The organism is Cohnella terricola, from assembly GCF_007786475.1.
GTDB classification, from domain to species: Bacteria; Bacillota; Bacilli; order Paenibacillales; family Paenibacillaceae; genus Cohnella; species Cohnella terricola.
In genome coordinates this window covers 190,080-212,232 of record NZ_VNJJ01000003.1, presented here as the reverse complement: position 1 = coordinate 212,232, position 22,153 = coordinate 190,080, and the positions used below count along the sequence as shown (strand labels likewise).

The following is a 22,153-nucleotide window of genomic DNA, read 5'->3' as shown; positions in this document are numbered from 1 at the left end:
GTTTCGTCATGTAAAGCCAACGATAACATGCATAAACGATTATCAGGAAAAGCGCATAAATAATCAGCGGTCACATCATACCGGAAGCGTTCGAAGACAGCCTGTCTCCCATGATGGCATATAGAACCATCACTGGGAATTTCCCCATTACCGTAGCAATGAAAAAGCTGCCGAAGCTAATACGGCTGATTGCAGCGGCTGCATTGATCGTTGGAGCCGGGACAAAAGGAATAAGACGGGCCGTTATCACTGCAAGGAACGCATTGCGTTCTAATAATAAGATGAAATGGTCAATCCGTTTGAACTTCGTTACGAACTGCCGCCCCTGTTTCTGGAACAATACCCGAACGGCAAAGAATTGAAGAGAGCTTGCTATCGTAGTAGTCGCTACATTAATCAGCGTACCCCAAACTGGACCATATTGAGCCCCCATGATCCCGGCTACAATTCCGAATGGAACGGCAGGTACTGCGGCTAGCAAAATTGCAACTCCAATCATCCAAGGAAGACGTTCCATGTCGCCATTTGCCAACCACGTAAGTATTGGTTGTTTATAAGTTACGATAGCCGCAATTCCAGCCACGTAAAGTAGAAGGATTATCCCTTTTTTTATCATTGCAACTTCCCCCATACTGCTATTTTAAAGGATATCCTTAAAAACGGAACTACTTCTTGAATAGTTCTTCTGCGGAAATATCCTCCTCTTAACTTTGACTTGCCGCCGATTGTATGCCTGCCGTCTCCCAAAGCTTGATAGGGACATACAATGACAAGTACATCGTTCGTCTTTTTGTCATTATGGAGGTGCCTTCCTTGAAGATCGTCATTTTGGCTGGGGGCAAAGGAACTCGTTCTTGGCCGCGAAGCAACGACGACTTGCCCAAGCAGTTCCTGCCGTTTCTATCTAAGCAAACCTTGATTCAAGAGACGGTGAACCGATTCCGGGATTTCGTTCCTGCTTCTCGCCTCTTTATCGCATTGCCCCGGCATTATTTGCCTTTGTTGAAAGAACAGTTGCCTGATTTTCCGCCGAATCAGCTGATCGTTGAGCCCATGCAGAAGGATACTGCCGCTTGCATCGCACTGACCGTCTTTCATTTTCTTCAAATCATGGACGACGAACCGGTAGCGTTCGTCCCTTCCGATCAATTTATAGCCGACAAAGAGGCCTTCCTTGCGGCCGTCTCAGCAGCGGCGGATGTCGCAATGTTGCCCGATGCCATCGTAACGCTAGGCGTCCGACCGGACCGAGCCGAGACCGGCTTCGGATATTTGCTCACCGCGCCCGACTCGGATGCCGGCGAGGCAAGCTCGGTAAGCGGGATACGCCGTGTCGCCCGCTTCTTGGAGAAACCGGACGAAGAGAAAGCCCGACAATTCATGAATGAGCCCGACATCTTCTGGAACAGCGGTATCCTGATCTGCCGCCCAGAGAACATGGCCCGCTGCATTCAATCCTTCGAACCGGCTATTTGGAACCTCCTGTCGCAAAACCCGTCGAACCCGGATACCGCATACGCCGGTATGCCGCGGCTTTCCATCGATTATGCCGTTTTGGAGAAAGCAAAGACCATCTACTGCTTACCGGTAAATTGCGGATGGGACGATATCGGATCCTGGGGCTCGTTGCTGCGTCATCTGCCGTCGGATCCGAACGGGAACGTCACCCATGGTGAGGTCGATCTAATGAAGGCGGCCGGAAATCTCGTGTTCGTGGATAATAAGAAGGCGGTCATTATCGGAGTTAATGACCTTATCGTCGCTTCTACTCTCAACGGATTGCTCATCTGCCCTAAATCCGAGGAACCGCGGTTGAAAAAATGGCTGTCGGCGGCAAAGTAAGGGGTCGACAAGTCCAACCCAAAACGATCAACATGGCATATTCTGATGAGAAACGGCTAAGAAAAGGAGCGGATTCGCGATTGTCCTCGAACTCGGATATCATCATCGACGTCGTCATTCCGGCTATTGACAAAGATTTGGGCACGCTTCCCTATGTGATTGACAGCGTAAGAAAATATGTGCGGCATCCGATCAGCCGGATTTTCGTCGTGTCCCCGAACAGTCCCAACATCAAAGCCGTCTGCCATCGCAAAAATTGTGTCTTCATTCATGAAAGCAAGGTTATTCCCCTACGAAAAAATCAGATCTCGTATCGTTCCAAAAGATGGGAGAGATCCGGCTGGTTATACCAGCAGCTTTTGAAACTCGGCAGCAGTTCCATTGCGCAACAGCGGCACTTCTTGGTTATCGACGCCGATACCGTGCTGATCCGACCGCACCGGTTCTACGTCGACGGCAAGCAACTGTTCTATTGCCGAAGCTGGAGCCAGCCAGAGTATTTCGTCACCTACCGTAAGTTGCTCGGAAAAAAAGCCTCGCGTCCCCGTTCTTTCGTGACGCACTACATGATGTTCGACAAAACGAAGCTGAGGTCGCTCAAGAACAAAATCGAAGCGAGAAACGGAACGAAGTGGTACAAAGCCATCCTAAAAAGCGTTGACCGTAAAAAGCAGTTTGGTTTTTCCGAATATGAGACTTACGGAAATTACGTCTATTCCGCTGGCCCCGGGAAAGTCCGACTCAAAAGCGCGCTTAACAAAAGTCTCTCGACCAGCCCGTCCGCTCTGTCGGGTGCTGCCATCAGCAAGTTGGCCCAGCGCTATCGCTCTCTGTCTTTTCACAAAAGAAAGGGTTACACCCGAAGAGTAAAATAGCCGCATAAGCCATACGCGGAACAAGCTGGCCTCATTCCCGAAGATGAAGCCAGCTTTTGTTTATCGGATTATTTCATTTCCGCAACTTGTTTCAAAGCGGCTCCGGCTCTGTTCCACGAGTATTTTTTCATATCCATGCGGCCCTTCAAGCCCTTTTTTTTGCATAATTCGGGACGCCGATATGCCAAACTCATCTTGCCTTTTAAGCTAGACAAGATCGGCTCTGCCCACCGTTGCCCCTTCCCCGAGAATAAAGAACGAAACTTTCGAGCGATCGTGTGCCTGCTGTTCATGCCGCTTTGCGGGTTTTTCAGTTTATATTTTACGAGAAAAGAGTTTCCGTCATTTAGATAATCCATTTGCCCGCCCCACCCGGTAGCAATGACGGGCACCCCGCTGGACAGCGACTCTAGAAACGGCATCCCTACTCCCTCTCCTCTAGTAGGGAGAACGAATACGTTGCCCAGCGTATAGATGCCCTTGAGCTGATTGGGGCTCATAAATTGGGTAATGACGACAATCGGCGCGGTTTTCTTATTGATTCCGAGCCTTTTCCGATAGTTCGCGATTCGATTTCGAATCCACTGTCCGGTCTCGTGCCGCGCATACCCGTTCGTTTTGATGACGAGCAGCACTTTATCAGCCGCCGAAAATTGCTCCCAGTAAGCCCTCAGCAGTGCTTCGGGATTTTTACGGTGTTGAAAGCCAAATATAGAAACGAAGACAAAACGCCCCTTGGCAATGGGGAGATGATATTTTTTATTTCCGGGTTTATACTTATCGACATGGACTCCGTGAGGGACTTTAAATATGGGGATTTTGACGCCGCTTTTACTCAAAGCGGTTTTATTATGGGTGGTCGGTACGCATACTGCGTCGAACTTGTTGATTTTCGAGACCCAACCCCGAGGAATACGGGTCGTTTCCCAAACCGTATTTAAGATAATGCGATCAAACTGTTTACGTTCTCGTTCCATATTCAATATTGAGGGCAATTGATGATAAATAAGCACTTTTCTTTTTTTCACGGTGCTTTTCGAGGGGCTGCCGCCCACTTTGACGTTTACACCTTGTCTCCTTAAAGCAGATACATATTCCCTGCTTGAGATTCCAAGCCCCGTGGAACGTTTTACGGGCCCTCTCCAAACAACCTGTATGTTGGTCACAGCACCGCATCCTTTGGTTTAGTCACATTTTATACGTCCATAGAATATTCGGAAACGATATAGATGTTACTGTACTAAAAATAAAACAAGACGCTCATCATTTGCGTCTTGTCTTATCAAATTATTAAATACAATCCGTAATCATCAGCTTAAGCGCTAATTGCTGCAAGCCGGCCAAATAATCCTGTCTCCAATTGCTTATCATTAGCTTTGGTAAATGTTCTTGGGGGATGTATGCCGAGCTTTTATCCGCGATCCTAGTCAGTAGTGCTTCGTCTATCTCATCATCACAGAAAATGACTGCCCTAGGGTTGAGAATGGCGACGAACGTGGCAATTAATCGTGAGACTGCATTGATCTGATGATCTCCAGCCAATACCATACGAAGATTGCGCCCTTCTAATTGTATCGATTGCTGAAAAGAATGATTGCCGTACTGAGGAACGAAAGCAATCTCACCCGAGAAAAACGTTCTGCCTCGTACGACCTCTCCATTTATCATTATTCCGGAACCCGGCCCAATTTTACCGAAATTCAGATATACCAGTGTGTCGTTCTCAATCTCGAAGTTAGAAGCAAATCCAAACACCGATGCATTCATATCATTTTCGACCACGACCGGCACTTGGAATCGGGTTTCAAATTCCCCTTTCAAATCATAGTTAAGGAAATGCAGATGGGTTGGGATCAAGATGATTTTACCATTGTTAACTACGCCAGGCACTCCGATCGCAATAGAGCGAAGTTTTGGATATCTCTCGATAATCGTTTCAACAATGTCTGCCAGCTGTTGCACACCCTGTTGTATTACGCCTGGGTTCTTCCCCTGCTCTTTGACCTCCCCGATACAATTAAATATCGAATAATAGGTTTCGTTATTGTCGACGTAAATAGCTAGTCCCAACATGTATTCCGGATCATCCCGCGCGAATACGAGAAATTAAAGGCTCCCTTCGCAGTGCACGACTTACCATTCAACCTGATCAACGCGTTTGTCTTTGTAATAATATTCCCTATCTCGTTCCGTAATTTCACGAAGCACCTTACAAGGGTTTCCAACAGCAATTACATTTGCGGGTATGTCCTTAGTAACCACGCTTCCGGCTCCAATCACGCTTCCCTTTCCGATCGTAACCCCTGGGACGATGATTACGCCGCTTCCTATCCAAACGTCATCCTCGATCACGACTGGTAACGCGAACATTCCACCCTCTCTACGCACGTCGGGGTGTACGGGATGATTCGTAACTGCAATAGTCACATTAGGTCCGAACATGACATAGTTTCCAATTGTTACTTTATAGTCGTCAACGACCGTGAGATTAAAGTTAATGTAAACATTGCTGCCTATTGTCGTATTTGAACCATATGCCATTCGAATCGGAGGTTCCATCCATACATTCTCGCCCACGCTTTCAAAAAGCTCATTCATTAACTTAAGACGTTGTTCGAGATTATCTGGGTGAAGACGATTTATTTCATAACATAAAGCTTTACCGCGTTGACGAGCTTTTGCTAATTCTGCCGCTTCCTCCGGGTAGTTATGGTCGTGATCGGTAAACAATTGAATGCTCGCCATGCGTTCTCTGATATTCAACGGTTATTCCTCCCTAGTTCATTCAAATCGCTTGAGAAAGATCCCTCGTAATATTATTAAGCCACTTATATTTGTGGTAGCGAATTAATGCGATAGGCCACTTCATAACTTCATCCAAACAGATGATTGCGAATAAAGCTATCGGGGGGAATTGCCATACAAATGCGCTTAAATATCCTAATGGTAATATGATGCCCCACATGACGATCGTGTCGCACCAAAATCCAAACTTGGAATCGCCCCCCGCAACGAATATTCCCCCGATCGTTGTGGAATTTATAGATTTCGGAATACAGTAATAAGCACAAATAAACAACATTCCAGTCAGATAGCTCTGCGCTTGCTCATTCAAGCTTACAAATTGGTACACTAAAGGTTTAATGAACAATATGGTGACGCCTGCGAGGACACCGAATACCATGGCATACATTTTCATTTTACTGCCGGCTCTTTTGGCCATCTCGATCTCGCCATTGCCAAGATACTTACCTATGAGTACGGAACCCCCGCTCGCTATCCCCCCGCATAAGACAATAGCTAGATTTTTTATCACCGAGGCGACTGAGTTCGCAGCAACCATATCCGAATTGACATGTCCTATAATCGCAGCAGTTGCAGTCAGAGCGCCTCCCCAAACGAGGTAATTTCCTTGGACGGGTAGCGTGTACTTTAAGAAATCCTTTTGTAAATTTCGATTAATCGTATCCCGCAAAGGAAATTTAAACTTTACATCTCCCCTAACCGAATGAGCAATGCAACATATGAACTCTATCACGCGTGCAAGAACAGTCGATAAGGCAACAGCCACTATAGCCTTTTGGGGATTATCGGGATAAAGAACAAAAATACAAAATGCATTTAGAACGATATTTATGAGGAGCGACATGGAGCTTATCCACGCACTGGCGCGCGCATTTTCCATACTTCTGATCACGCTGAAGTACATCTGTGAAATTCCGCCGACTAAATAAGAGAACGAGAGAACTTGCAGGAAGCTCGAGCCATATTGTATTAACTCTCCATCATGAGTGAAAATCTTCATTAGCATGTCGGGCATAATCATAGAAATCGCGAAAAAAACAAATGATACAACACTAGAAAACATACATCCGATATTAAAAACGCGTTCAATTGTCTTTAGATCGTTTTTACCCCAATATTGCGCGGTTAGAATACCTGCTCCTGTGGCCAATCCCATATAAAATAAGGTTAATACAAATGTGATCTGACCAGCCAAAGATGCAGAAGACATCGCAGACTGACTAATGAAACCTAACATGATTACATCTACCGTAACAGCTAACGCTGAGATGAGGTTCTGTAAAGCAATAGGTATAACCAAGATGAACAATTGACGATTGAAGCTTCTATCGAATGGAGTAGCAGATTTAATATGGCTTAACATGCTCTCCCCCTTTCCAATCTATATTGATAATATTAAAATAGTTCATTATTTTATTTCATACCATCAAAATCGGCTATAATAATATCAAAATCGTATGAAATGGCGAGGTGTAACAAGTTGCAGCTGGATGTGTTTTCCGATTTATCCGAACGATTGAATTATAATTTGAAGAACCTCCAATTGTACGTACAACAAGGGGCGTTGACCCCCTTTGACAAACTCGCCGAGGCATGTCATTGGCATCCTGACGTGGAATTCATTTCTGTGCTAGACGGATATATGAATTTTTTTGTTAATGGCGAAACGGTTCATTTAGACAAAGGAAATGGAATTTTCGTTAATAGTAATCGAATGCATCATGGTTATTCTTACGATATGACTGATTGTAAATATATTGTGGTTTGCATTAATCCTTCACTCCTTGGAAATGACCACTGGATTGGCAAACAATATTGGGAAGATAAATTTGGTCCAAAAACAGAGGACTACATCGTACTAACAGATCATGAATGTTGGCACAGGGATGCTCTCATAAGCCTAAACAAAATATACGACGAAATGCACAGTGAAAAACGCAATCCGCTCCGATTACTATCGATGGCAGTAGGTTTATGTGCAAATATTGGGGATCATATAGAAGAGAAGAATGAACAAACGACGATTGATCAAGCATGGATTTATGTTTGGAAAATGACTGCTTTCATACATGGCAATTATGAAAATAAAATAACCCTTCAAGATATTGCTGCAGCCGGGTCAGTAAGCAGAAGTCAATGTTGCATGCTTTTCAGTAAATATATTGGTCGATCGCCCAACGCTTATCTAATAAGTTACCGAATCCAAAAAAGCTGTGAGATGTTGCTCGAAACCGATCGCTCGGTCAGTGAGATCGCTTTATCCTGTGGTTTTCAAAGTGCAAGCTATTATTCATTTGTATTTCGCAAGGAAACAGGCATAGTCCCGCATCAATACCGAAAATTATAGGAATGACTTGGATTAAATTCAGGCCGAGTACGAACAAAAGCCTTTGCGGACGCTCGATCCGCAAAGGCTTTGTCATTCAAGATGTTTAAGGAGAAGGATTAAAATTTTGCAGCCCGTAGCCGTACGGGAATAGCGGATTGCCATAAGTCGTCGGAACCGGCTGGTTATTGTTGATATAGTTGCGTATTTCAGCCCGCTGCGCTTCCGTCGCGCCCAGGTCATAAGGCAGATCCCATTTTTCCAGTTGGTTGGTCACGCTGTCCGTGCCGACCTGGTCGACTGATCGTGGAAGCTGGAACGGCAGCTTGCCTTTAGGCAAATAATCGCCGAACAGCAGTTGGGCTGTCGCCAGTCCGCCTCCGTTCCCCGGTCGATAGACGACCACGACAGCGGCGCATTTGTTCAAAATGTCGGTCAGGACGTAAGGTCTCGGCATCACGACAACTGCGATGACGGGAATGCCTCTGTTATAAAATTTGTCGATTTGCGCGACCTGGTCGGCAGGCAGCGTAACTTGCTTGTCGGGCCACTCCGTCCCGTGCGTATAGCTTTTCTCGCCGATGACGACTACGGCTGCTTTGGCTTGGGTGGCGTCGTTCAACACGACGTTGACGCCCGTACCTGCTCTGTCCTTGATGCCTTGGAAATACGATTTGGCCGCGGGATTGTCGTGATAGATCGATTGCCAGATGACGTTGGCGATGTTGTCGTTGGCCATGTCGTCGCTAGTCGCGCGAGGCCCGGCTACGACGATCGTATCGCCGCTGTTGGCTTTCAGCGGCAGCACGCCGTTGTTTTTCAGCAGCGTCAGTGACTGGCGCGCCGCCTCAGTGACGATATTATTGCTCTCCGTGTTGTGCCAGATCGTCGTCGGATAGTCCGGGTCTCCGTACGGATTCTCGAACATGCCAAGCCGGAATTTCAAATCGAGCACCCTGCGGACAGCCTCGTTGATGCGCGGCCAACCGACGGCGGCGATAAGCGCATTAAAATCGGTGCCCGATGCCACCGCGCCGCCCATGACGTCGCTGCCAGCGCCGATGCTTTTGACCGAGATGTCGGTGGACGAAGCGAGCCAGTCGGTCATGACGACTCCTTTGAAGCCGATAACATCGCGCAAGTAATCCAGCGTCGGCTTGCTTGTTCCCGCGCCGTTATTCGCCGGATCAAGGAACGGGGATCCTCCGTAGCCGGGCATAACGGTACCCATGTTGGCATCCATCGCGGCGTACCACGGCTTCATGTGCCACTTGATCGTCACCCCGTCGTACACGATCGACTGTTCGCCGCCGCCGCCCTGGCTTGGCCAGTGCTTGACGGTGATCATCATTGATTTTGGGTTAACCTCTGGCCCTCCTTGCAAGCCGGCGATCAGGGCCCGCATCATTGCGGCAGAAAAGTCGGCGTTCTCCCCTGTCCCTTCCTGAAAGCGAGGATACAGCACCTTCGTATTGACTTCCGCGATCGGCGAGAGGGAGCCGGTGAAGCCCCACGCCTTATGCTCGCGGCGCTGGAGATCGCCGACTTGCCAGATCAGGTTCAGGTTGCGAGTCGCCGACAGGCCGAGCTCCGTTGGGTACACCGTTTTCCAGCCATGCACTTTGTCGCCGGTAAAGGCGATTGGGATGCCGAGCCGCTGCTCGGCGGCAACCTTCTTCTGCGCGTCCGTAATGAATCCGGTTACGCCGTACGAGAATACGTAGCCAGCCATCGTATTCAAGCCGTCGAGGGACTCGGGCGAGAAGAACAGTTGATTCAGCTTCTCCTCGTTCGTCATGCGCGACATCAGATCGTTCAGCCGCACCTCGATTGGGTTATGCCAGTCTTCGTAAGGCTCGATCGTGCCGTTCTTGTTCAAATCGCGGCTGCCATTGATGATGTTGATGCCGTCCGCGACCTGCTCAATGTACGGCATATACACGCTGAATTGGCCGATGTTGGACTGGCTGCGCCCGCCGCCTCCTTCTACCGCGATGACGTACCATTTGTACGTCCACCGGTCGACAAGAGACGGAGAGACGTACGTTGTGCCTGTCGTTTCGCCAACCTTCGTGTAGCGGTCAAGCAAGTTGCCGGACGCGTTCCAATCGTAATCGTTCCGAGTCACGTTCACCCATACTTCGTACTTGGCGGTACCCGCCTTCGCTTGCCACGATAGCGTTGGCGTGCGGGTCGACGTAATCATCTGGCCGTTCGTCGGCGCGAGCACGGAGAACGCCGAGATCGAATACGTCGCTGAAGCCGGGGCGGAATCCGTCATGCCGGCTTTGATCGCGATCGCCTTGATCGTCGTCGTCGCTGTCACATTGATCGGGCCGGCATACGTCGCCGACGCGGCGGTCGGCATCGAGCCGTCCGTCGTATACTTGATCGTCGCGCCTGCCGTCGCGGTCGAAATGGTCACGCTTTGCGGCGTCGTATACGAACCTCCTGCCGGCGAGAACGTAGGCGCCGCGACCTGCGGCGGCAACGGCGTCGACTGGCCGTACACTTCGAATTCCCACAGCGAGTGGCCATAAGCCGTATTGCGCGAAGTGGCGTATATTCTTACGTACCGTCCGTTCACTGGCGCGAACTGCGGCTCTTCGACATTCCCCCCGCCATTCGTCTGGGTGTAAATGTCGTTCCAGCTCGTCGCATTATCGGACACTTGAATTTTGTACGCTTTGGAGCTGGCCGTCTCCCAAGTCAGTTTCACTCGCTCGATCGCCTTGACCGAACCGAGATCGACGTAGATCCATTGAGGATCGGAGAACTCGGACTCCCAGCGCGTCTGCGCGTTGCCATCCGTCGCCGCCGTCGCCACGTTGCCGTTGATCGATGACGATGCGAATGTCGGCCTGTTCAGAGCCATGTTGGGCGACGTCACGACCGGATCGGTAATGTCCACGGCGATCGCCGTGTTCGCATGCACGGTGAATGTCAGCGGATTGCCCTGGATCGGGCTGCCATTCGGCGCGGTCGTCTTGAACAGTACCTGTTTTTGTTCGACCATATAGTTGACGCCGATCGTCACTGTCGTGCCGGCATTGTAGCGCAACGTATGGTTGACGGTTGTGTTTTGCGATTTCAACGTCGTCTTCTGATCCAGATCGGCCGGCGTCAATCCCATCTCCAAATATTGGGCGTAGGGACCGGTTACCGGAATCGTTACTGCGACGGGCGCGGCCGTAATCGTATAGGCAGCCGTGGAGACGGCGGAATCCGTCATGCCAGCCTTCGTCGCGATCGCCTTCACCGTCGTCGTGGCGGCGACGGTGATCGGACCCGTGTACGTGGCCGAAGCCGCCGTGGGTGTCGAGCCGTCTGCCGTGTACTTAATCGTAGCGCCGGCCGTCGCGCTCGTGATCGTTACGTTTTGCGCGGTCGCGTACGTACCGGCCGCAGGCGTGAACGTCGGCGCCGCAACTTGCTGTTGCGGTGTGCCCGATCCATATACTTCGAAGTCCCATAAGGAGTACCCATAAGCCGTGCCGCGCTGCGTGCCGTAGACGCGAACGTAACGGGCGCTCTTCGCAGAGAACGTCACATCTTCCACTCCGCCGCCACCGGTCGTCGTCGTATAGACGTTCTCCCAACCGTTGCCGTCGGTCGATACCTGGATCTGGTACGACTTGGCGTATGCCGCCTCCCAGTTCAGCTTCACGCGGCTGACCGTTTGAACCGAGCCGAGGTCGACCGATATCCATTGCGGGTCGGCGAACAGCGACGACCAGCGAGTGGCGCTATTGCCGTCCACCGCGTTCGACGCAGCATACGCCCCCTCCGTCGATGACGCCGTCGCCGGCTTGTTCAGCGCCAGGTTGGACGATACCGGTGCAGTATCCGAAGTAATGCTCAGCCAGTTCAGGTTCCACCCGTTCGTGACCGCATAGACGCGGAGCGTCTGGGCGCCCGCGGCCAAGTTCGCGGTCGTGGACACTGTCTGCCACGTCTGATAACCTCCGGTGTTCGGCAGCGTCACAGAGGCGAGAATTGTGCCTCCCTTTTGAAGCTGGAGCTGCGTATTGGTATACGGACTGGATACGCGGAAATCGATGTTATACGTACCAGCGACCGGCACGTTGACGTTGTAATCCATCCAATCTCCGGCATCGATATAGGCGACATTCAGTCCACCTTCCGAGCAAACTTCTGTCTGCACGCCGTTCATCGCGACGTAGTTCTCCGCTTCAATCTTTCCCGGATCTCCGGGAGCGGCTTGCGAAGGCGCCAGCCCCACGAAGGGGCTTGCTATCAACGCTAGGGCGAGCAGCCCTTGCAGCGCTTTTCGATTGAACATGACGATTCCTCCCATTCGTCATTCATTTATCATCCATTCGCATCTCAATCATTGCATCCATCCGTTGTCTGTCTTCTTCTAAGCGCCGGAAGCAACGCTTCCGCGCTGTATGCTGCGCGAAAGCGTTGTCATACCGCCTGCAAACCTGACCCGCATTCGGGCCGTTATCGCCCGCTTAGTTCGAGAAGCGGAACTTCTCGTTCGCGCCGATGGACGTCGCGCTTGCCGTCAGCGATGTCGTTCCGTTCGCGGTTACGTATTTGCCGTTGGCGACGCACAAGAGCGAGACGGTGCCGTCGGCGTTGACGACTTTCGTGAACGTCTCGGACGGTCCGAACGTTTCCTGGTTCGCAATCAATTGGCCGTTGCCGCCCGCACCAGCACTTGCGAACTTGTAGTTCATAAGAGCGCGAAGCGCGATTTTGCCGCCACCTGCATCGACGACTTCGAACTTCTCCCATGTGCTGGCCGTCGTCCTGTTGGCGGTCAGCAGGCTGCCGTTGAAATTGTCGGCGCAGACGTATTGGCCGTTAGCCGCTTGCATGGTGGTGATCGTGCGTGCCGGTAGCGGCGGGTAAACACCGCCTTCGCGCTGGTAGACGCGCACGTAGTCGATCATGTACTTTTGTGGGAAGACGGTCGAAGCGTTCGGCGCGCCGGGCCAATCGCCGCCTACGGCAAGGTTCAGTAATAGAAAGAAGTTATGGTCGAAAACCCACTGTCTGCCGGACAGGTCATCGATCGTGCGCGTTTGGAACAGCTGCCCGTCGAAGTACCACCGGACGATGTTCGGCTCCCATTCGATTCCGTACGTATGGAAGTCGTTGCTGAAGCCCGGCGCATAACTACGAGACGCGCCGATGCCGCCAGCTCCGTTGTAGTCCGGACCGTGAAGAGTGCCGTACACGGTGGTCGGTGTTTGTCCGACGAATTCCATAATGTCGATTTCGCCGCTGTTCGGCCAGTTAACAGTGTCGATATTATCGCCGAGCATCCAGAAGGCGGGCCAGATGCCTTGGCCTTGCGGCAGCTTCGCCCTCATCTCGACTTTGCCGTACGTGAAGCTGTACTTGCCCTGTGTCTTAATCCGGCCGGACGTGTAATTGCGGTTGCCGAAGTTTTCTTGCTGCGCCTTGATCACGAGGAACCGGTTGTTCGCATCCGCCGGATCTTGCTCCATATAGACGTTAGCCGTGCGGTCGGTATAATATTGCAGCTCATTGTTGCCGAATCCGCCGCCGCCCACCTCATACGTCCACTTAGACAAGTCGACACCGGAGCCTGCCGCACCGTTGAACTCATCGCTCCATACGAGCTTCCACGAGCCAGGCTGCGTACCGGTGTTGATCGTGTACGCTGCGGTCGAGACAGCGGAATCCGTCATGCCGACCTTCGTCGCGATCGCCTTCACCGTCTTCGATGTTGCGACGTTGATCGGACCCGTGTACGTGGCCGAAGCCGCCGTGGGCGTCGAGCCGTCCGTCGTGTACTTAATCGTCGCGCCGGTTGTCGTGCTCGTGATCGTTACGTTCTGCGCGGTCGCGTACGTACCGGCCGCTGGCGTGAACGTCGGCGCCGCAACTTGCTGTTGCGGTGTGCCCGATCCATATACTTCGAAGTCCCATAACGAGTAGCCGTAAACCGTGCCGCGCTGCGTGCCGTAGACACGGACGTACCGGGCGTTCTTCGCCGTGAACGTCACATCCTTGACTCCGCCGCCACCGGTCGTCGTCGTATAGACGTTCTCCCATCCGTTGCCGTCGGTCGATACCTGAATCTGGTACGACTTGGCGTATGCCGCCTCCCAGTTCAGCTTTACGCGGCTGACCGTTTGAACCGATCCGAGGTCGACCGATATCCATTGCGGGTCGGAGAACAGCGATGACCAGCGAGTGGCGCTATTGCCGTCCACTGCGTTCGCCGCAACATACGCCGCCTCCGTCGATGACGCCGTCGCCGGCTTGTTCAGCGCCAGGTTGGACGTTACCGGCGCAGCGTCCGACGTAATGCTCAGCCAGTTCAGGTTCCACCCGTTCGTGACCGCATAGACACGGAGCGTCTGGGCGCCCGCGGCCAAGTTCGCGGTCGTGGACACCGTCTGCCACGTCTGATAACCTCCGGTGTTCGGCAGCGTCACAGAGGCGAGAGTTGCGCCTCCCTTTTGAAGCTGGAGCTGCGTATTGGCATACGGACTGGATACGCGGAAATCGATTTTATACGTACCAGCGACCGGCACATTGACGTTATAATCCATCCAATCTCCGGCATCGATATAGGCGACATTCAGTCCACCTTCTGAGCAAACTTCTGTCTGCACGCCGTTCATCGCGACGTAGTTCTCCGCTTCAATCTTTCCCGGATCGCCGGGTGCGGCTTGCGAAGGCGCTAGCCCCACGAAGGGGCTAGCTATCAAAGCGAGGGCGAACAGCCCTTGGAGCGCTTTTCTTTTGAACATGACGATTCCTCCTATTCGTCGTTCATTTATCTTCCATTCGCATCGGACTTACCAGCCGATCGTTACGATCAATGCGGTCGGGTCGTTATGCTCCAGGTAAGCCGCCTGGTTGTACACGTCATCGTAGCAGAACCCGTAGGACAGGCCATCGATGCTGTGATCGTGCCAGAACTTCGAGTAGAAGTTGCTCGGCGCCGATTTGTAATAATAGTTCGGGTCGGTCCAGTGAGCTGGATCACCGTATACGCCCCTGTTCAACGCCGCGCAATCCTGCGGATTGGATGCCGCACCAATGCCGAGAAGAACGTCCTGGGTCGTCGGCTTTGGTCCCGGCTTGTTCCACACTTGGTTCACGTAACTATCGAAGTAGTTGCCGTACGGACCGCTCGCCTTGAATCCACCCTTCGCGGGAGCGACGATCCGATATGGCGCCTGTACGAGAGTCTTGAACTCCGCGGGCACTTCGTTCTGATACGCGGCGAACAGCGCGTCGCGCGTCTCTGTCTCCCCGACCGTCCGGTCATAGCCGTCCGCGCATATGAGTCGATGCGTAATCGGGAAGCCGAAGGCGTCGACGCGTGTTGTGTTGCCGTGATATCCGCCAGCGTCGAGCGTGAATTCAATGAAATCCCAGATGATGTCGTTGTTCGGATCAGTCGGATTGTTGATGTCGGGGCCGGCGTAGCCATCGTTGTACACTTTGATGTACATCGGCGAACCGACGCTCAGGAACATCCGACCCGACGAGATGGCCGGCGTCGAGACGATCGGCACGTCGCTCAGCTTGTGATAGATGTTCGCGTAGTTGTTGCCGTTTTTCGTCAGATGGCCCGGCGCGTCGTTCAACGCGGTCGATGTCGGAACAAGATTTCCGTTAGCGTCCAGGTAGCTGAGGCGGTTGTTGGAGTCGAGACCCAGCACCGCCCAATAGATTTGATTGTCGGCGAAGTGACCTCTCGTCCCGTTCCGGATTTGGAAATCCATGACGCCGGTACCGGCCGATATTTTGTACGTCGCGCTGGCGACATCAGAGTCAGCCATACCGGCTTTTACCGCGATCGCTTTGACCGTCGTCGTGGACGAGACATTAATCGGTCCCGTATACGTCGGGGAAGATGCCGTAGGCGTCGCGCCGTTCGTCGTGTACTTGATCGTCGCGCCTGCCGTTGTCGTAGCGAGGGTGACGTTTTGCGCCGTCGCGTACGTTCCGCCCGCCGGCGCAAACGTCGGCGTCGCGACTTTCGGCGTCGGCGAACCAGCCGTAAACTGGATCCAATTCAAATTGAATCCGCCCGTCGCGGCGAGCAGCGTTAACGTTTGGGCGCCAGCGCTCAGGTTCAACGTGCCGGTGACAGTCGTCCAGGTTTGCCAGCCTCCTGTGTTAGGCACCGACGCCGTATTCAAGACGTTCGCACCGTTTTTCAGTTGAATCTGCCCACCCGCGTTGGGGCTTGCCACGCGGTACTGCACGGTGTACACGCCTGCCGAGGCTACGTTCACGTTATAGCTGAGCGTATCGCCGGTGTCGATCCAGCCGACGTTCAGGCCGCCTTCCGAGCAGGGCTCCGTAGCAATACCGGACATGGCGTCGTAGTTTTCCGCCTCGATTTTGCCGGGGATGGCCTTGCCCGCGGGCGCACTAATCGTGTACGCAGCGGTCGCGATTGGCGAATCCGCCAAGCCTGATTTAATCGCGATCGCTTTGATCGTGGTCGTCACGGACACGTTGACAGCGCCCGTATACGTGGCCGATGCCGAAGTAGGCGTCGAGCCATCTGTTGTATACTTGATCGCTGCTCCCTGTGTCGTGCTCGCGATCGTCACGCTTTGAGGCGTCGCATACGTCCCCGCCGCTGGCGTAAAGGTCGGCGCAGATGCTTGTCCGCCCGTCCCTCCTCCTTGCGACGTAATGTTGATCCAGTTCAAGTTCCAGCCATTCGTGACCGCGTAGACGCGAAGCGTCTGCACGCCGGCCGTCAGGTTCACCGTCGCGGACGCCGTCTGCCAGTTTTGCCAGCCGCCCGTGTTGGGCACCGTTACGGTCGCCAGTGCGGAGCCGCCTTTTTGCAACTGCAGCTTGGTCGCCGTGTACGGGCTGGACAACCTGAACTCAACCGTGTACGCACCGGAAGTCGGGACGTTCACCGCATAGTCCATCCAGTCACCGGCATCCACGTAAGCCACGTTCAAGCCGCCCTCCGAGCAGGGCTCCGTTTGGATGCCACTCATCGCCACGTAACTTTCTGCCTCGATTTTCCCCGGATCCCCAGGCGCCGCCACGGCAGGCGTTGATGTGGCGAACCCTCCCGCCAATAGGAACAGCGCCAATAATAATAGAAAACTTCTTTTAACGATCATCCTCATCATTCCCTTCGCTCTTGCCCAAAGCGGGGAACTTTCAACGCGAAGCCGTCTCGTTCCCGCTATTGAGCGGAATTCATGCAGACGCTTGCAGATTGTTTACATTATTCTCCTCCGGTCTATTAGGTAATCGCTTACATTTTGGTGAAGCAGACATTCGCAATCATAGGCATCCCTCCATTGCGACTGTAATATATTACTAATTCGATCCTACTGCTGGAATTCACAAAAATCTAGTACCTTTTTTCGGGTGGTAGTGACGAAATTTCGGATTTCATAGAATCCGAAAATGACAAAGCCCTGATGCGAAAACCCGTTGCCGGGTGTCATCAGGGCTTGCTTGCAGGTCAATGAGGTTGGGCAATTGAGTCTGCTTTAGCTTTCATCTGAATTCTTATTGCCGCAGCGACTTGAGCGCTTGGCTCCAGGTGATCACTTGGCCAAGCATATTGTTGACCGACGCTTCCTGCTTCGGGTCTGGCTTCAGGACACTAAAGTTCTCGAAGTCGTGGAACAACGACAGCGAGACTTGCGCCTGCACGTCCGCCATCTTCAATTCGCCGGCGATCTGACGCAAATGTTCGACCGCTCTCGTCCCTCCTGCGCTGCCATAACTAACAAAGCCAGCCGCCTTATCGTTCCACTCCCGATACAAGTAATCGATGGCGTTTTTCAGCGCTCCCGACGTAGAGTGATTATATTCCGGCGTGACGAACACGTACCCGTCAAAGCGCTCGATCTCAGCAGCCCAAGCGTTCGTATGCTCGTGCTTGTAATTGCCCATTGCCGGCGGCAGTGGTTCGTCGAAAACGGGGAGATTAAACGCCTCGATATCCACCAGCTCGAATTCAGCATCGTTTCGCTTAGAAGCAATTCCATGAACCCAGCGAGCGACCTCCTCGGCCTTGCGGCCCGGACGCGTACTTCCAATAATGATACCGATCTTGATCATCGTATAATTCCCTCCAAATTTTCATTTTATTTTAATTTTAATTTTATTAAATTTAAGATAATGGATGCTATTTTTTAGCTGAATGCTTGAGCCGATATGCCCAACTTTTTCAAAAGTGTAATTGTCATCTGCTTTTCTTCGATCGTAAGATCTTTCATCATCGATTGGATGATTTCGGCATGAGCCGGAAAGAGAGCTTCTATTAGCTTGGTTCCTTCGGCAGTTATTTCGGCATAAGTAATACGTCGGTCCTCCGGGCAAGCAACTCGCTTCAAATAGCCTTTCGACTCCAGTTTGTCAATCGTATAAGTAATTCCACCGCTCGTTACTAGGATCTTCTCACCAATTTGCTGCAGGGGAAATCTGCCCTTATGATGCAGCAGTTCCAGTACAATGAATTCATTTTCGGATAACCCATTCTTTTTCATACTCTTCACAGCACGATCCGCAATCACTTTATAGGCTTTAGAAAGGACTACTAGAATTTTTAATGAAAGCTCCCGATCATCCATCTTCTCACCCCATTCCCTTAAAATTAAACATATTAAATTTAAGATAATTGAATTGTATTCCCTATCTCATGAAATTGCAATAGTCGGGCTAACTCTTGTCGAGATTTCGGATGAATGTGGAAACGTTACCCAAACAACAGGCTCCTTGGGGGTTGTTTACCTCACATCCGCAACGATTCGCTTGAACTTGTTCACGAATGTGTTCTGTTGGAAGTTGTTTTTCTTGAACCGCATTTATTAATCGTTCTCTCGTCCATCCAAAACAATAGCAGACAGAAACATCCATAGAATCGTCTTTCTGAAACACTGACACTTTGAGAGCATCTTTATCATAGGTCTGTAAACCGCTATAATAAACCACTTCACATGATGAATTGGAACAAAAGGAGTATGACAATTCGGGTTGAATCGTTTCTAACGATGTCGGTTTTAGCATCGCTTTGAGAGTAATAAGTTGAATGTTTTTGCCCTTTTGATGGCAAACTGGGCATTGGTTAAGAGTTGTAGGTTTCTCGGTTGGAGTTTGGCAACAGCTTTCCATTTCTAATCACTCCTTCGTCTCAATGATTTAATATATTGTCTTCCAGTACGGCGAACTTATCGCCGTATTCTTTAATGATATGGACTTCTCCCCAGGAGCAAAGCGCATCCAGAATTGGTTTGAGGCTCCACCCGTATTCACTCAGCTCGTATTCGACCTTGGGTGGCACTTGATGATACGTAATCCGGTTGACGATCCCGTCCGCTTCCAACTCTCTCAACTGCTGGGTCAGCATCTTTTGTGTAATGCTGGGCATGATACGCTTGAGATCGCTTGTTCGCTTCTTTCCACGCGTCAAGTGACAGAGAATCACGCATTTCCATTTTCCACCGATAACTTCCAATGTCGCTTCCACCGAAATATTATACTTCTTATTCGTTCCTGTGTTCATGTGGAGCCCTCCACTCACTATAGGCACATTATAGTACCTACCGTACTTAAAAGTGCGTACTAGTCAAAAATACTCGTTCTTCTCATAATAGCATCTATCGGCCGATGAATACCACGTATAGAGGTGAGATAACATGCAATTGGATCAAAAAAGGAGTATGCTCGCGCTTCTGGCTCTGGCCATCAGTGCCTATGCGATCGGAACAACCGAGTTTATCAGCGTGGGGCTGTTGCCCCTGATCGCCGAAAACCTTCATATATCGGTCACAACGGCAGGACTGACCGTGACGCTGTATGCGCTCGGCGTTACCTTCGGAGCTCCCGTGCTGACCTCACTCACCACGAGAATGTCCCGTAAGTCGCTGCTAATCGCAATAATGGTCGTTTTTATCGCTAGCAACAGTCTGGCGGCGGCATCCGGAAGCATCGGCATTCTGTTGACAGCCCGCGTGTTATCCGCATTGTCGCACGGCGTATTTATGTCGATCGCATCGACCATCGCCGCCGACCTCGTACCGGAGAATAAACGGGCTAGCGCGATCTCCATGATGTTCTCAGGCTTGACGGTCGCTATCGTGACCGGTGTTCCGCTCGGTACTTGGATCGGCCAGCAGATGGGATGGCGGGCGGCCTTCGTCGCCATTGCCGTCATCGGCCTTGTCGCGTTGATCGCCAATCTGATCTTGATCCCCTCTTCGCTGCGTAAGGGCGTTCCGACCCCGGTTCGCGATCAGGTGAAGCTGGTGACGAACGGCAGGCTGTTGCTTGCGTTCGCCATCACGGCTCTCGGGTATGGAGGCACCTTTGTCGTATTTACTTATTTATCCCCATTGCTGCATGAGATAACCGGGTTTGCCGAAAGCACGGTAGCGATCATCCTGCTGATTTATGGCGTTGCGATTGCCATCGGCAATGTTATTGGGGGAAAGGTGGCCAACCGCCGACCGCTCAAGGCTTTGTTCCTTATGTTCATCTTGCAGGCGATTGTGCTGCTGGTGTTGATGCTAACCGCGCCATTTAAGGCAGCCGGGTTGATCACGATTTTTTTCATGGGCCTGCTGGCATTCATGAACGTTCCCGGGCTGCAGATATATGTCGTTATGCTGGCCGAACGTTTCGCGCCGGGAGCTAAGGATGTCGCTTCCGCCGTCAACATCGCCGCGTTTAATGCGGGCATTGCCATTGGAGCCTATCTAGGTGGCGTGATCACCGATTCGATGGGATTGATTCATACGACCTGGATCGGCGCCGTCATGGTCTTGGCCGCGGTTCTGCTGACTGGCTGGAGCATGGCGTTGGAACGCAAGGCCGAGCCGGTTCGGGCCATACAGCCGAAACCTGCCAGGCCTTGACTGTCTGACTCAAGTATTTACATCTATCATTTCACTTACTGGAGGTTTTATCTATGACTACGCATCTGCAAGCAACTACATCTCTAAACAACGGAAAGGCTATGCCTTGGTTCGGAATCGGCGTATTCAAAGTCGCGGAAGGCTCCGAGCTCGTGGACGCGATCAAAACGGCTGTCGCCCATGGTTATCGCAGCATCGACACGGCGGCTATCTATGACAACGAGCGCAGCGTAGGTCAGGGTATCCGCGAAGCCCTGCAAGAAACGGGACTCTCCCGTGAAGACCTATTCGTCACTTCCAAGGTATGGAACGCCGATCTCGGCTACGAAACGACACTTGCCGCATATGAGACCAGCTTGGAGAAGCTAGGACTGGAATATCTCGATCTATACCTCATTCACTGGCCAGTGTCCGGCAAATACAAGGAAGCTTGGCGTGCGCTCGAAGCGCTGTACAAGGCCGGATGCGTTAAAGCGATCGGCGTCAGCAACTTCCAGATTCATCACCTGGAGGACCTGATGAAAGATGCAGAGATCAAGCCGATGGTGAATCAGGTCGAGCTCCATCCGCGGCTCAGCCAGCAAGCGTTGCGCGACTTCTGTGCACGGCACGACATTCAGATCGAGGCATGGTCGCCTCTGATGCAGGGCCAACTGCTGGACAACCAGGTGCTTCAGGAAATCGGCACCCGTCACGGCAAGTCGGTCGCCCAAGTCATTCTGCGATGGGATCTGCAGCACGGCATCGTGACGATTCCTAAGTCGACGAAAGCTGCCCGAATTATCGAGAACGCTACGGTATTCGATTTCGAGCTGACGAACGATGAGATGGCCCGCATCGATGCGCTGAACGAGAACCTGCGAGTTGGGCCGGATCCTGACAATTTCGACTTCTAAGCATGGGACAGACATATAAGAACACAAGCTCCTTCTGAGGGAGCTTGTGTTCTTATATGTCTGTTATTTTAATCCCCTTCCCTCTTCTGTATGTCGCTTTCTTGAAAACACTCTTCCCAAGACAGGCAATCACAATTCACGCTGTTCGCCAAAATCGTTTTCATACGGGTCATTTGCTGGATCTTGGCTTCGAGCTCCTCTTGTTTCTTCAATGCCATGAGCCTCCATCTCTCGGAGGGAGCGATTTGCGAGTCAAATCCATCGAGCAACTGTTTGATTTCTTGAATTTGAAACCCTGCGCTTTGCGCGAGCTTTATCGTATCTATCCGCCCTAAAATATCATCTTCATAAACTCGTTTGCCATTCAAGCGCCGAGGCGGCTGAAGCAATCCGATCTGTTCATAATAACGTAGAGCCGATGTCGTTGTACCGCTCTTTTCCGCGACTTCTCCTATGGATAGCATGGGAGTTCCCCCTTGACTTCAAGTTAACTTGAAGTGATATGCTTTTCCACAGCATACAATATCCATCAATTTGGGACAA

Annotated in this window: 18 protein-coding genes; 5 read left to right on the top strand and 13 right to left on the bottom strand. The window is 51.7% G+C overall.

The window, feature by feature from the left end; genetic code table 11:
• Nucleotides 1-70 precede the first annotated feature (70 nt).
• Nucleotides 71-616 (bottom strand): TVP38/TMEM64 family protein, encoded by a 546-nt coding sequence (locus FPZ45_RS06635; RefSeq protein ID WP_186438260.1) that lies wholly within the window; start codon nucleotides 614-616, stop codon nucleotides 71-73.
• A gap of 197 nt (nucleotides 617-813) precedes the next feature.
• Here FPZ45_RS06635 and FPZ45_RS06630 point away from each other — a divergent pair, with 197 nt between their 5' ends.
• Nucleotides 814-1,842, top strand: coding sequence for a mannose-1-phosphate guanylyltransferase (locus tag FPZ45_RS06630; RefSeq protein ID WP_186438259.1), 1,029 nt, complete (start codon nucleotides 814-816; stop codon nucleotides 1,840-1,842).
• A gap of 80 nt (nucleotides 1,843-1,922) precedes the next feature.
• Complete coding sequence (locus FPZ45_RS06625) at nucleotides 1,923-2,717, top strand: DUF6492 family protein (protein ID WP_144699682.1); 795 nt, start codon at nucleotides 1,923-1,925, stop codon at nucleotides 2,715-2,717.
• Between the two features lie 68 nt (nucleotides 2,718-2,785).
• Here FPZ45_RS06625 and FPZ45_RS06620 read toward each other — a convergent pair whose 3' ends face one another.
• From FPZ45_RS06620 to FPZ45_RS06605, 4 genes are all read right to left on the bottom strand, one after another.
• Nucleotides 2,786-3,694 carry a glycosyltransferase family 4 protein gene (locus tag FPZ45_RS06620; protein WP_246120367.1) on the bottom strand — a complete coding sequence of 303 codons (909 nt, stop codon included), beginning with the start codon at nucleotides 3,692-3,694 and terminating at the stop codon, nucleotides 2,786-2,788.
• Nucleotides 3,695-4,007: 313 nt separating this feature from the next.
• Complete coding sequence (locus tag FPZ45_RS06615; protein WP_144699678.1) at nucleotides 4,008-4,790, bottom strand: ROK family protein; 783 nt, start codon at nucleotides 4,788-4,790, stop codon at nucleotides 4,008-4,010.
• A 60-nt stretch (nucleotides 4,791-4,850) separates the two neighbouring features.
• On the bottom strand, nucleotides 4,851-5,480 hold the full coding sequence (locus FPZ45_RS06610; RefSeq protein ID WP_144699676.1) for a sugar O-acetyltransferase: 630 nt from the start codon (nucleotides 5,478-5,480) through the stop codon (nucleotides 4,851-4,853).
• 22 nt (nucleotides 5,481-5,502) lie between these two features.
• Nucleotides 5,503-6,885: an MATE family efflux transporter gene (locus FPZ45_RS06605; protein WP_144699674.1), complete on the bottom strand. Its 1,383-nt coding sequence runs from the start codon at nucleotides 6,883-6,885 to the stop codon at nucleotides 5,503-5,505.
• A gap of 117 nt (nucleotides 6,886-7,002) precedes the next feature.
• On the opposite strand from FPZ45_RS06605, the gene FPZ45_RS06600 reads away from it, so the two are divergent.
• Complete coding sequence (locus FPZ45_RS06600) at nucleotides 7,003-7,869, top strand: AraC family transcriptional regulator (RefSeq protein WP_246120343.1); 867 nt, start codon at nucleotides 7,003-7,005, stop codon at nucleotides 7,867-7,869.
• 85 nt (nucleotides 7,870-7,954) lie between these two features.
• Here the strand turns inward: FPZ45_RS06600 and FPZ45_RS06595 are convergent, their stop codons facing one another.
• The 7 genes from FPZ45_RS06595 to FPZ45_RS06565 all read right to left on the bottom strand — a co-directional run bounded on the left by FPZ45_RS06595 (nucleotide 7,955) and on the right by FPZ45_RS06565 (nucleotide 19,363).
• A complete protein-coding gene (locus FPZ45_RS06595) occupies nucleotides 7,955-12,151 on the bottom strand; it encodes a discoidin domain-containing protein (RefSeq protein WP_186438258.1) in 4,197 nt (1,398 codons plus the stop codon).
• 175 nt (nucleotides 12,152-12,326) lie between these two features.
• On the bottom strand, nucleotides 12,327-14,606 hold the full coding sequence (locus FPZ45_RS06590) for a family 16 glycosylhydrolase (protein WP_144699668.1): 2,280 nt from the start codon (nucleotides 14,604-14,606) through the stop codon (nucleotides 12,327-12,329).
• 48 nt (nucleotides 14,607-14,654) lie between these two features.
• The gene (locus FPZ45_RS06585) at nucleotides 14,655-16,964 is read right to left on the bottom strand and encodes a carbohydrate-binding protein (protein ID WP_186438257.1); all 2,310 of its coding nucleotides are present in this window, start codon (nucleotides 16,962-16,964) and stop codon (nucleotides 14,655-14,657) included.
• A gap of 397 nt (nucleotides 16,965-17,361) precedes the next feature.
• On the bottom strand, nucleotides 17,362-17,919 hold the full coding sequence (locus FPZ45_RS06580) for an NADPH-dependent FMN reductase (protein WP_144699664.1): 558 nt from the start codon (nucleotides 17,917-17,919) through the stop codon (nucleotides 17,362-17,364).
• Nucleotides 17,920-17,993: 74 nt separating this feature from the next.
• On the bottom strand, nucleotides 17,994-18,431 hold the full coding sequence (locus tag FPZ45_RS06575; RefSeq protein WP_144699662.1) for a MarR family winged helix-turn-helix transcriptional regulator: 438 nt from the start codon (nucleotides 18,429-18,431) through the stop codon (nucleotides 17,994-17,996).
• An 88-nt stretch (nucleotides 18,432-18,519) separates the two neighbouring features.
• A complete protein-coding gene (locus FPZ45_RS06570; protein ID WP_144699660.1) occupies nucleotides 18,520-18,972 on the bottom strand; it encodes a putative iron-sulfur cluster-binding metallochaperone in 453 nt (150 codons plus the stop codon).
• A gap of 19 nt (nucleotides 18,973-18,991) precedes the next feature.
• The gene (locus FPZ45_RS06565) at nucleotides 18,992-19,363 is read right to left on the bottom strand and encodes a winged helix-turn-helix transcriptional regulator (protein ID WP_144699658.1); all 372 of its coding nucleotides are present in this window, start codon (nucleotides 19,361-19,363) and stop codon (nucleotides 18,992-18,994) included.
• 133 nt (nucleotides 19,364-19,496) lie between these two features.
• Here FPZ45_RS06565 and FPZ45_RS06560 point away from each other — a divergent pair, with 133 nt between their 5' ends.
• On the top strand, nucleotides 19,497-20,714 hold the full coding sequence (locus FPZ45_RS06560; RefSeq protein WP_144699656.1) for an MFS transporter: 1,218 nt from the start codon (nucleotides 19,497-19,499) through the stop codon (nucleotides 20,712-20,714).
• A gap of 53 nt (nucleotides 20,715-20,767) precedes the next feature.
• Complete coding sequence (locus FPZ45_RS06555; RefSeq protein ID WP_144699654.1) at nucleotides 20,768-21,610, top strand: aldo/keto reductase; 843 nt, start codon at nucleotides 20,768-20,770, stop codon at nucleotides 21,608-21,610.
• Nucleotides 21,611-21,678: 68 nt separating this feature from the next.
• Here the strand turns inward: FPZ45_RS06555 and FPZ45_RS06550 are convergent, their stop codons facing one another.
• Nucleotides 21,679-22,074 (bottom strand): MerR family transcriptional regulator, encoded by a 396-nt coding sequence (locus tag FPZ45_RS06550; RefSeq protein ID WP_144699652.1) that lies wholly within the window; start codon nucleotides 22,072-22,074, stop codon nucleotides 21,679-21,681.
• Between the last annotated feature and the right edge of the window lie 79 nt (nucleotides 22,075-22,153).